At 23.7% G+C, this 12,029-nt stretch carries 12 protein-coding genes; 1 reads left to right on the forward strand and 11 read right to left on the reverse strand.

Annotation, left to right across the window (positions count from 1 at the left end):
* Window positions 1-124 precede the first annotated feature (124 nt).
* The 7 genes from ACJA27_RS02095 to mnmA all read right to left on the reverse strand — a co-directional run bounded on the left by ACJA27_RS02095 (window position 125) and on the right by mnmA (window position 6,828).
* On the reverse strand, window positions 125-580 hold the full coding sequence (locus tag ACJA27_RS02095; RefSeq protein WP_406617649.1) for a hypothetical protein: 456 nt from the start codon (window positions 578-580) through the stop codon (window positions 125-127).
* Between the two features lie 164 nt (window positions 581-744).
* On the reverse strand, window positions 745-1,296 hold the full coding sequence (hpt, locus tag ACJA27_RS02100) for a hypoxanthine phosphoribosyltransferase (RefSeq protein WP_406617650.1): 552 nt from the start codon (window positions 1,294-1,296) through the stop codon (window positions 745-747).
* Between the two features lie 52 nt (window positions 1,297-1,348).
* A complete protein-coding gene (greA, locus tag ACJA27_RS02105; RefSeq protein ID WP_406617651.1) occupies window positions 1,349-1,837 on the reverse strand; it encodes a transcription elongation factor GreA in 489 nt (162 codons plus the stop codon).
* Between the two features lie 46 nt (window positions 1,838-1,883).
* A complete protein-coding gene (locus ACJA27_RS02110) occupies window positions 1,884-2,621 on the reverse strand; it encodes a BC85_0335 family putative methyltransferase (RefSeq protein ID WP_406617653.1) in 738 nt (245 codons plus the stop codon).
* A gap of 12 nt (window positions 2,622-2,633) precedes the next feature.
* Window positions 2,634-3,050, reverse strand: coding sequence for a Holliday junction resolvase RuvX (gene ruvX / locus ACJA27_RS02115; protein WP_406617654.1), 417 nt, complete (start codon window positions 3,048-3,050; stop codon window positions 2,634-2,636).
* Entirely contained in the window at window positions 3,043-5,685 is a 2,643-nt protein-coding gene (gene alaS / locus ACJA27_RS02120; RefSeq protein WP_406618301.1) for an alanine--tRNA ligase, read from the reverse strand. Before alaS ends, ruvX begins: the two co-directional genes overlap by 8 nt.
* 21 nt (window positions 5,686-5,706) lie before the next feature.
* On the reverse strand, window positions 5,707-6,828 hold the full coding sequence (gene mnmA, locus ACJA27_RS02125; RefSeq protein WP_406617655.1) for a tRNA 2-thiouridine(34) synthase MnmA: 1,122 nt from the start codon (window positions 6,826-6,828) through the stop codon (window positions 5,707-5,709).
* Window positions 6,829-6,928: 100 nt separating this feature from the next.
* Here mnmA and ACJA27_RS02130 point away from each other — a divergent pair, with 100 nt between their 5' ends.
* A complete protein-coding gene (locus ACJA27_RS02130) occupies window positions 6,929-8,368 on the forward strand; it encodes a hypothetical protein (protein ID WP_406617656.1) in 1,440 nt (479 codons plus the stop codon).
* Window positions 8,369-8,417: 49 nt separating this feature from the next.
* On the opposite strand, the gene ACJA27_RS02135 is transcribed toward ACJA27_RS02130, so the two are convergent.
* The 4 genes from ACJA27_RS02135 to atpG all read right to left on the reverse strand — a co-directional run bounded on the left by ACJA27_RS02135 (window position 8,418) and on the right by atpG (window position 12,026).
* A complete protein-coding gene (locus ACJA27_RS02135; RefSeq protein WP_406617657.1) occupies window positions 8,418-9,065 on the reverse strand; it encodes a hypothetical protein in 648 nt (215 codons plus the stop codon).
* A 158-nt stretch (window positions 9,066-9,223) separates the two neighbouring features.
* Window positions 9,224-9,643: an ATP synthase F1 subunit epsilon gene (gene atpC / locus ACJA27_RS02140; RefSeq protein ID WP_406617658.1), complete on the reverse strand. Its 420-nt coding sequence runs from the start codon at window positions 9,641-9,643 to the stop codon at window positions 9,224-9,226.
* Window position 9,644: 1 nt separating this feature from the next.
* Entirely contained in the window at window positions 9,645-11,165 is a 1,521-nt protein-coding gene (gene atpD, locus ACJA27_RS02145; protein ID WP_406617659.1) for a F0F1 ATP synthase subunit beta, read from the reverse strand.
* 9 nt (window positions 11,166-11,174) lie between these two features.
* The gene (gene atpG, locus ACJA27_RS02150) at window positions 11,175-12,026 is read right to left on the reverse strand and encodes an ATP synthase F1 subunit gamma (protein WP_406617660.1); all 852 of its coding nucleotides are present in this window, start codon (window positions 12,024-12,026) and stop codon (window positions 11,175-11,177) included.
* Window positions 12,027-12,029 lie beyond the last annotated feature (3 nt).

Raw genomic sequence — 12,029 nt, forward strand, 5'->3', positions numbered from 1 at the left:
AAAAATAATAATTTAACAAAAAGAAGGTATTTTTTACACTTTTGTTAAATTATTGAAATAGAGATATGAAATTTTAGTTTAAGGATAAATATTTAAATTAGATAAATTTAATAAAAAAATGCAATTATTTATTTTTGTAATAATTTTCAATGTCCTTAGTGTGAAAAGATTTGAGCATCTTAATGTCTTCTTTCATTTCTTTTATATCATCTTGAATAGGTTTGAGTTTTTGATCAACGATTTCAATAACATCTTGTTTAGTAACCATTTGTTCTTGAATAGGTTTTAATTTTTCATCAACGATTTGAATAACATCTTCTTTTGAAAGTGTGTTTTTCACAACTACAGTTTTAATAATAGAAGTTAGTTGCTCAATAGTTAAATTTCCAAGGTTATTCATATCAGTCTCCTTTGGAGGTTTAGGAACTTTTAAATCATTTAAATCGCAAGTTATTTCACATTTGATTATTCCCAAATCTTTTATATATCTAATTGTAAACTTTGGATTTTGAAATTCTCCAATTTTTTTATTAAATTCTTTTTTATTCACTAAAATTTCATCATTGTTATATTTTTGCATTAGGTCCTCCAAATAAAAATAAATTTTAGAAAAAGATTCTTTATTCACTTATCTATGTCTTTTTTTATGAAAAAAGTAATAAAAAAATAATAATTTAACAAAAAGAAGGTATTTTTTACACTTTTGTTAAATTATTATTTAATTTCTATTTATAAAAATGAATTTTATTTTTTAACTTTTTCTATATCAAAAACTCCTATATAAGGTAAATTTCTCATTTTTTCATCATAGTCTAAACCAAAACCAACTAAAAATTCATCTGGTGCAAGCAAACCAAATTTATCTGGTACTAGTTCTATTTTTCTCCCAGTAGGTTTATCCATTAAAGTTAAAATTTTTAAACTTTTTGGTTTTCTAGTTAAAAGTAAATTTTTTATTTTAGATAAAGTAATGCCAGAATCTATAATATCTTCAACAATTAAAATATCTTTATTTTTGATATCCTGAGCTAAATCCATAATAATTTTAACTGAGCCACTAGAACTAGTTGCTCCCTGATATGATGATGTAGTCATAAAATCTAAAGAATGGTCAACAGTGACATTTTTAATTAATTGAGCCAAAAAAGGAATAGAACCTTTTAATAATCCCACTATTATTAAATCTTTAGAATCTTTATATGTTTGATTAACTCATTCTGATAAATCTAAAGTTGCTTTTTCTATTTCTTCTTGTGAAAAAACTATTTTTTTAATCAATGGATGAATACTATACATTTTTACCTCTTAATTATAAAAATACTTCTTTTTATAAAAAAGAAGTTATTTATTAATGTTTAATATCAATAATTTTAATATTATATTTTTCAGCAGTTTCTACTTCTACTACTTGTCCTGGTTTAGCATCATAAACTGCTTTAGCTAAAGGAGATTCATTAGAAATTTTATTTTCAAAAGGGTTAGCATCATGAGAACCCATAATTATAATTTCATATTCTTTGTTTTCTTTTAAATCTAAATATTTAACTTTCGAACCAATTCCAGCAGTATCATTAGAAATATCTTTTTTATCAATAACTACACAATTTTGTAAAATATTTTCTAATTCCGCTATTCTTCCTTCAACAACACTTTGGCGGTCACGAGCAGCATCATATTCAGCGTTTTCTGAAAGGTCACCTTGTGCTCTAGCTTCTTTTAAAGCTTGTTGAACTGCTGGTCTTTCTATTTTAATTAAATTTTCATATTCTTCTTTATATTTTTGATGAGTTTCTTTTGTTAAAACAATTTCATTTCCTTTAATTGTTGTCTTAGCCATAATTTTCTCCTTTATTATGTAAATAATTTTACTTTATTATTTGATTTTATTCATTGATTTTCTTTACTATATATAAAAATTTTGAATGAGCAAAAGAAATTTCATATTTAATATTTTGATTTTGTAATTCTTTTTCTAAAATCCTTAAATTATTTTTATCAAAAATTAAACTTTGTTTAATCATTAATAATCCGTCATTATTTAACATAGGATAATAGTTTTTATAATCTTCATAATTATCAGTAGTTGATAAGTCAATAATTAAATCATATTTTTTATCATTTTTTTGTTCTACTAAATTAACTGGCATTGAAAAAAGCTCTGGATATTCTTTAACTTTTTGATTTCATTTTTTAACATTTAAAGTATTTTTAAAAACATCAATTTGAATTTTTAAATTTCCTTGTAAAAGCAAAAGAGGGGTTTCTAAATATTTTCCTATTAATAAAATATTTTTAAAACCATTAATTTTAATAGTTGAAGCTATTCATTTAATATCATTAAAATGGTAAGCATTATGAAATAAAGTTAAAACTCTAGCATCCATTTGATTAAATTGTTCATTAATTTGATTAATAATAGGTAGATCTTTTTTATCTAAATTTGCTTGTAACGCTTTTTTTCTCAAATATCTTGTAATAATTCAAATTATTAAATAAGATAACATTGAAATTCCCATAACAATAGGAATAGAAATTAATAATCATTTGACTAAAATTGGATTTTTTTTGCTTGCTATTCATTCGCTTAATTGTGAATAATTATAAAAAGGTTCAATTTGCATATTTCCTCATTTTTATTGATGATAATTTAAATAATCTTCCAAAATAATTTGAGCAGCTAATTTATCTTTAAAATTCTTACGTTTTTTTCTCATCATCCCTGAAGCAATAAGAATTGATTCAGCAGCAATGGTAGAACCATATTCATTTTGAAAAATAACTTCTTTTTGAAATTTATTTTGAATTTTTTTTGCTAAATTTCTTATCAAAATAGTTCTTTCACTATCAGTTCCATTCGATCTTAAGGGAAGACCTATAATAATTTTATCTATTTGATAATTTTCTAAATAATGTTTTATTCTTAAAAACATTTGTTCAAAATCATTTAATGGAAATTTAAAATTTTCTAATCCTGTAGCAATAATATTTAATTCATCAGAAATAGCAAAACCACAACTAGCAGTTCCTATATCCAAAGCTAATTTACGCATTTATTTTTTCTTTCAAAAAAGTAATGATTTTATCAACTGAAGCTTCAATTTTACCCATTGCTAAAATTTTATTTCCTCCACCTCTTCCAATAAAAGCTTTAGTTATTTGATTAAAAATTCCTAAAGAATCATATTTTTTAGAAGCAATTGCTAGCATTATATGATTTTGATCTATTTTAGATCCGCATAATACCAAAGCATCTAAGGCTTTTTCCCTTATTGAACAAGTGATATTTTTTAACTCTTTAATTTCTAAATTAAAATTAATATACATTTTAATGTTGTTATGTTTGAAAAATTCTAAATTCTCATAATCAAAATCAATTTTGGAATTTTCTTTATTTAGTTTTTTATAATCATCTCTTACTTTTAAAATATTATCTAATAAAATTTGATTTGTTTTTTCTAAATCTTTTTTGTTTAATTTGATATCTAAATGATAATTAGGATCAATTTCTTTACATTTTAATACTAAATTATTTAATTCTTCTTGATGTAAAGAAATTTGTTCTTTATAATAATCATTTACTAATTTATTTGAAGTAACTACCCTTATTCTAAAAACACCTGCTTGTTTTCTATCAACACTAATTATTTTAAAGTTTTCTAATAAAGAACTATTAGGTAAATGCGTTCCTCCACATAAATCACTAGTTATATTACCTCATTTAACTACTCTGACACATTTTGGATCTAAATATTCAGTTTCATCAATAGTCATAATAGCACCTAATTTTTTAGCATTTTCTATATCGGTAATAATATATTCTCTTTTAATATCTTTTTTGATAATATCTTTAACAATATCTTCAATTTCTTTAATTTGCTCATCACTAGGTTTAATTTCTGCTGGAAAATCAAAAGTAAATCTTTCATAAGTTATATCAGAACCTAATTGTTCAATATGAGAACCTAAAACTTTTCTTAATGCTGAAAAAACTAAATGGGTTGCTGAATGGTTTCTTGCTAAATTTAATCTTTTATCTTCATCTACAAAACATTCTACAGGTTTATTTTTGTCTAATTTTCCTTCAACATAATGAATATGATTAGTATGTTTATCTTTAAAAACATCTAAAATTTTAATTTTATTTTTTCCTTGGACTAAATATCCATAATCATGATTTTGTCCACCACTAGTAGCATAAAAAGGTGTATTTTCTAAAATTACATAACCTTTGCCATTTAATTTTTCAATTTCTTTTTCTGTATCAAGGAGTTTTAAAATATTGGTTTTGCCTTTTAAAGTTTCATATCCAGTAAAATGATCGATTTTTTTATTGATTAAAGTTAAAGAATTAATAACTATTTGCATTCCTAAAACTTTTTCACCACGAGATTTATTAATGTGTTCTTCTTTAGCTTGTTCATATTCTTGCATATTAATTTTAATTTGCTTTTGATTTAAAATTTCTTCGGTCAATTCAATAGGAAAACCATAAGTTTCAAATAATTTAAAAGCTAAATAACCATCAAAAATTTTTCCTTGATTTTCTGATAAAAATTTATTTAAAATAGTTTCCCCATTTTGAATAGTTTTATTAAATAATTCTTCTTCTTCTTTTATAACATCAGAAACTTTTTGAATGTCATATTCAAAAGGTAAAGTATCATGAACTATTTTAACTAATTTATATAAAAATAATTCATTTGTTCCTAACTGCATAGCTTTATAAATAGATCTTCTAATCAATCTTCTTATAATATAACCTCTACCAACATTAGAAGGTTTAGCACCATCTGCTATCGCATTAACTACAGTTCTAATATGGTCAGCAATAATTTTAAAATTAGTATTAATTTGGGTTTGAATTAGATTTTCTTTACTTACAAAATAATTATCCACTCTATATCTATATTCATTTGAAACATATTTTTCTATTTCATTAATAATTGGTAAAAATAAATCACTATCATAATTAGTAGGTGCATCTTGCATAATTGAAACAATTCTTTCTAATCCAGCACCTGTATCAATATTTTTTTGTTTAAGTTCAGTGTAATTTCCTTCTCCATCTGAATTATAGGTAGAAAAAACAATATTTCAAATCTCAATATAACGATCATTTTCAATATCTTTTTGTAAAATTTCAATACCTCTTTGATCATATTTTTCTCCACGATCAAAAAAGATTTCAGTATTAGGACCACAAGGACCTGAACCAACTTCTCAAAAATTAGTACTTTTATCTCCTGGTATCATATGTAAAGAAGAAAAACCATGACTTTCTCATAATTGTTTAGTTTCTAAATCATCTTTAAAATAAGTAAAATATAATTTTTCTTTTGGTAATTTCAAAACATTTAAAAGATATTCACTAGCGAAAGCAATTGCTTCTTTTTTAAAATAATCTCCTATAGAAAAATTACCTAGCATTTCAAAAAAAGTATGGTGTCTAGCAGTAACCCCAACATTTTCAATATCATTAGTTCTTATAGCTTTTTGACTATTTGTCAATCTAAAAGAAGGCGGAATTTTTTTTCCACTAAAATAATCTTTTAAAGTTGCTACTCCTGAATTTATTCACAATAATGAATTATCATTAACTGGAATTAAAGATTTTGAAGGAACTAATAAATGTTGCTTAGATTGAAAAAAATCTAGTCAACTTTGTCTTATTTCTTTTGAAGTCATTTTTTTCATATTTTCTCCTTATTAAATAAAATCTTTTTCTTTTTGATTTAAAAATACTTTTTCTATGATTCCACCACCTAAGCATTTTTGTCCATCATATAAAACCACTTGTTGTCCAGGGGTTACACTTTGTGATTTTTTTGGATAAGAAATCATTAATTCGCTATTACTTAAAAATTTAATTTTTACTTTAATATCTTTTTGACGATATCTAAATTTAGCAGTTAAATTATTTTCATCATAATCTTGATTATTAAAATTAAAATTAGAGGCTATTAGAGAATCTGAATCTAAATATTCCATATGTGAAATAGGTGCTACATACAAAATATTTTGCTTAACATTATGTCCACAAACATAATGTGGTTCATTCATACCTCCAAGATTTAAACCTTTTCTTTGTCCAATAGTATAATAAAAACAACCTTGATGTTTACCTAAAACTGTTTTGTCAATAATTGAAACTATATTACCTTCTTGCATAGGAATATAATTTTTTAAAAACTCTGTAAAATTTCTTTCTCCTATAAAACAAATTCCTGTGGAATCTTTTTTATTAGCTGTTTCTAAATTTAGTTTTTTAGCAATATTTCTTACTTCTAATTTTTCAAGTTCTGCTAACGGCATAATAACTTTAGATAATTGTTCTGTTGTTAATTGAGATAAAAAATAAGTTTGATCTTTTCCTTGATCCTTAGCCCGATATAATTTCCCATTTTCCACTTTTGCATAATGACCCATTGCTATAAAATCAGCATCTAATTTTTCAAAAGCATAATTTGCAAAAGCTTTAAATTTTATATATTTATTACATAAAATATCTGGATTAGGAGTTCTTCCTTTTTTATATTCTTCAATAAAGTTTTTAAAAACATCATTTCAATATTCTTTTACAAAATCTACCCGATGCAACTTGATATTCAATTGATTAGCCACTTTTAAAGCATCTTGATAATCTTTTTCTTGCGGACATTGATCATCTTGAATAGATTTATTACCTAAAACATCATTGTTAGCAAAAGAATCTCAATTGCGCATAAATAAACCTTCTACTTCATAACCTTGTTTTAAAAGTAAATAAGCACAAACTGAAGAATCAACTCCACCTGACATTCCTAAAATAACTTTATTTTTTTTCTTCATATAATAAATAATTATATATTTATGTATAAATAAAGTATTATTTTTCTCTTATGGTATAAAAGAATTTTATAATTACTATGTAATATAAGTAAGGATTTATATGAAAAAATATTTAAAATTATCTTATTTAGCTCTTATTCCTACATTAGGAATAGTTGCTACTTCTTCTTCATGTAAAAATGAAAAAGAAAAAATCAACACTCTTTTAAAAAAAAGAGACAATTTATTAATTAAATGTAATGAACTAAAAAACAAACATAGAGAACCTTATTACAAAAATCTTGAAAATAAAGTTAATAAAATTATTATTGCACTAAACAATCTTTTGGAAACAAAAGCTGATATTTTGGAAAAAAATATTGAAAAATTAAAGAATGAATTAAATGCTATTTCTAACACTTATACTTCTTTTGGAAAAGAAGTAAAAGAAGAAATTGCTCGTCTGAATGAAACTATACAAGCAACTAATGCAATTTTTAGTAAAGGTGAAGCAAGTAAAAAAGATACTGATATATCCGCTTTAACTACAAAAGATTTTGATTTAGAAAATAAAGCAAATTATAAAAATTTAAAAATTAATGTTTATAAATTGGATATAGACGAAAAAAATGGAATTGCTAAGATTTATTACAAGTTAGAATCAACTTTAGATAAATTCAAAGATTTAAACATTTTTTCTACAGAAAAAAGTCATACTACCATTAGTGGTTTTGGGACCATTCTTTCTAAAGAAAAAAACATAGGATTAGAAAAAATTAAAAAAGCTGTAGAAGAATATTTAGATAAAGAAGAATTTCAAAAATTATTAACTCCTAACCAACTTGAAAAATTTAAAAAAAATAAAAGTGATTTTAAAGACCAAGAAGTTAAATTAATTCAACAAATTTATAATCCTATTTTTGAAGCTTTATCTAAAGAAATAAAAAATACAGAAATTGTTAAAATTATTAATAACCTTTTTGTAAAAATCTTTACAAAAAATGGTATTAAAGCCTTAGATCAAATTATCATAGATTATATACAAGAAAAAATTGATTTGGCAAAAATTGCTCAATTTGAACAAAATGAATACCTAAATAAATATTTTGCAATTATTAAAGAACAAATTACTAGTGAAGAATTTAAAAAAGAATCTTTAGAAGTTTTACCTAATCTTATTGTTAACTTTTTAAAAGAAATTCTTAAAAATAAAAATATTCAATTAGAACCTAACAAAGAAAAAGAACTTATTAACATTTTGATTGATAAAGAATGAAATAAAGAAATTTTAGATCAAGTTATGCAAAAAATTAATCTTTTTAAACTTGATGCAGATGATAAAGATAAAGAAAAAATTAAAAATAAAGTTGAAACTATTTTTAAACCTATCTATGAACAAATCATTACTAAAATTTCTCCTTTCTTCAACGAAAAACAAAAAGAAGAAATTTCAAAAGATTTAGATCTTCTAATCACCAAATTACAAAACAATATAAAAGATTCAATTAGCCCCCTTAATGTTTTAACTGCATTAAATAATTTAAGCAATTTATTAAAATAAAAATATAGGTTGTTATTTCCAACCTATATTTTTAAATTCATAATTCAAATTAATCAATTTCAACAGTACCTTTATTTGCTCTTTTTCTTGCTTCTATTTTAGCTACAATAACAAAAATTATTGTTAATACTATATGAGATGATAATGTTAAAATAAAGACAGAAACTAATTTTTTATTAAATAATCAAACAATAAGTTTTACACCTGCTTCTTTTCATATAGAAGCAGCATAAACCAATGATAAATGCATAATAAAAGTAATTAAAAAGATACCTATAAAAATAGAACCCACAATTGAACGTTTAATAATAGCATTAATGAAAATTACAATTCAATTAATAAGTAATATTAATAAATGCAATAAAAATATAAATGCTAAAATTATAGAAAAAATTAAAGATGCTAAAACTTTATATTTACCATCATTACCTAATGTTTTAACCAATTCTACAATTTGAGTATAAATAGTTTTAAAATCACTAGGTTTAAATAAAGCATTTCCAATAGATAAAAGTAAAGTATTAGTTAAAATAATAGTTTTAAAAAATAAATTTATATCTCCTATATTTTGAAAATCTTTACCAAAATATTGTCAATTATTTTTCATAAATAAAGGAATAGTAAGCAAAAGAATAAATATTAACATCACAATTCCAACACTTACAAAATTTTTTATTTTAAGAGGTTTATTTCTCATAAAAGTCCCTTTCTTTTAATAATAGAATTATAAACTTTTATTTATTTTTTTAATTTTTAACCAAATTTTTTCATAGTTCAATTAAATAATTAAATTTTATTTATTAGTCTATTTTATAGTTAAATAAATAAAAAAGTAAAAGCAAAACTTGCCTTTACTTATTTTCTTGTTGAATAAAATACATCAATTCTATTTAAAGCTTTTTTCAATTTTAATTCATATTTTAAAGCTTCATGAGTATTTTTGTAAACTTCTAAATTCTTTAAAGCTAATCTTCGATCTATTTCTGCCTTTTCAATATCAATTTCATCAGCAAAAATAATATCATCAGTTAAAATAGAAATTTTTTCAGGATCAACATATAAAAGTCCATTACTTATAGTGCAAACTCTATAATCAGGATCCTTTTCATAATTAATAGTTAATTTACCTATTTCAATATTGGTGAAAAAAGGAGTGTGTTTAGGTAAAATCCCTGTATAACCATTACTAGTGTTTAATGTAACAATTCTTACATCATCTTCAAAAAAGATTTTATCAGTAGTAATAATTCTTAAATGTGTAGTTTTTTCTGACATATTATTTAATTATTTCTTCAGAAGTAGAATCTTCTTTTTCTTGTTCTTTAGTATTAGTTATTGTAGAAGTTTTTTCTTGAGGATGTTCTTTTTCCATTAAAGCATTATATTTTTCAGTAACTTCTTCAATATCTCCTACATATAAAAATAACTCTTCTGGATAATGATCATATTGTCCATCTAAAATAGCTTTAAAACTATCAATAGTTTTAATTAAAGGAACATATTTACCTTTTAAACCTGAGAATTTTTCTGCCACAAAGAAAGGTTGTGATAAAAAGTTTCTTATTCTTCTTGCTCTAGCCACAATCCTTTTATCTTCTTCAGATAATTCACCCATACCTAAAATAGCGATAATATCTTGTAATTCTTTAAATCTTTGTAATAAACTAATTACCCCTTGTGCTACTTCATAATGATGATTTCCTACCACTAAAGGATCTAATAATCTTGAAGAAGATTCTAAAGGTTCTACAGCTGGATAAATTCCTAAAGCCGCAATATTTCTATCTAAAACTGTTTTAGCATCTAAGTGAGCAAAAGTAGTAGCAGGAGCAGGATCGGTTAAATCATCTGCTGGTACATAAACTGCTTGTACTGAAGTAATAGAACCATTACGAGTAGAAGTAATTCTTTCTTGTAATTGTCCCATTTCTGTAGCTAAAGTTGGTTGATAACCAACAGCTGAAGGCATTCTTCCTAATAAAGCTGAAACTTCAGAACCCGCTTGAGTAAATCTGAAAATATTATCAATAAATAATAAAACATCTTGTTTTTGAACATCTCTAAAATATTCAGCCATAGTTAACCCTGAAAGAGCTACTCTCATTCTTGCCCCTGGGGGTTCATTCATTTGTCCAAAAACTAAAGCAGTTTTATTAATAACTCCTGATTCTTTCATTTCATAATAAAGATCATTACCTTCACGTGTTCTTTCTCCAACTCCAGCAAAAACTGAAAGACCACCATGTTCAGTAGCAATATTATTAATAAGTTCTTGAACTAAAACAGTTTTACCAACTCCAGCACCACCAAAAAGCCCTATTTTTCCACCTTTAGCATAAGGAATTAATAAGTCGATAACTTTAATTCCAGTTTCTAAAATTTCACTAGTGGTTTTTTGTTCTTCATATGATGGAGCCTTAGCATGAATAGGCATCATCAATTTTTGGTCAAAAGTTTCTTTTGAAGGATCTTCAACATCAATAGGGTTTCCTAAAACATCAAACATTCTTCCTAAAACTTGTTCACCAACTGGAACCATAATAGGATTTTTAGTATTTTCTACTTCCATTCCTCTATATAAACCAGAAGTTGAAACCATAGAAATAGTTCTTACAGTATCATCTCCTATATGTTGTGCTACTTCAAAAACAAAAGTTTGACCATTTAAAGTGGTTTTTAAAGCATTATGCAACTTAGGAAGTTTATTTTTAGGAAAACGTACATCAACTACGGGACCTAAAATTTGAACAATAGTTCCTAATTCTTCTTTATTGATTGTCTTTTTATTTTTTTCCATAACTTTCTCCTATATTGCATCTGCTCCAGCAATAATTTCATTTAATTCTTGAGTAATAATTGCTTGACGTTTTCTATTAAAATCTTTTTTAAGTTGCAAAATAATATCTTTGGCATTATTAGTAGCATTTTCCATAGCCATTCTTCTTGCAGCATTTTCACTTAATTTAGAAACAATACAACAAGTATAAATATAATTACTTACATATAAAGGAAAAGCATTTTTTAAAACTTCATAAGGTGAAGGCTCAATTTCTATAAATTCAAAATTCTTTTCACTTTTATCAGGGGTATATTCAATAGGAAAAATAGTTTTTTCTACTTCTTTTTGAACTAAATTATTCACAAAATCTGTATATAAAATTTTTATTTTTCCTATTTCATTATTTTTATACATATCTAAAATTTCTTTAGTAATTTTTTTAATGATATGATAATCAATATCTTCGTTAGGAAAAGGATAAGAATCAATAATTTGACTATCTCATTTTTTATCATTAAAAAAACTATTACCTTTATGACCTAAAACAATAATTTTGTCATTTTCTTCTAACAAACTTCTTGATAATTTAAAAATATTTGAATTATAACTACCTGCCATTCCTAAATCACTAGTAATAATAATATAAAGATTAGCGGTGGCATTATTAGCAGAAAAAATATTTTCAAAATCAATTCGATCTAACTTACTAATAATTTTATTGAAAGTTAAATTCATTTCTTCACTATAAGGAGAAATATTATTAAAAATATTTTTAGTTCTTCTAATTTTGGCAATGGAAATCATTTCCATCGCATGAGTAATTTTTTTAATTGAAGATACAAGTTTTATTCTTTGTTTGGTATTTTGGAGACTTTCCATATT

This window comes from Mycoplasmopsis lipophila, assembly GCF_045276895.1.
Lineage (GTDB): Bacteria > Bacillota_I > Bacilli_A > Mycoplasmatales > Metamycoplasmataceae > Mycoplasmopsis > Mycoplasmopsis lipophila.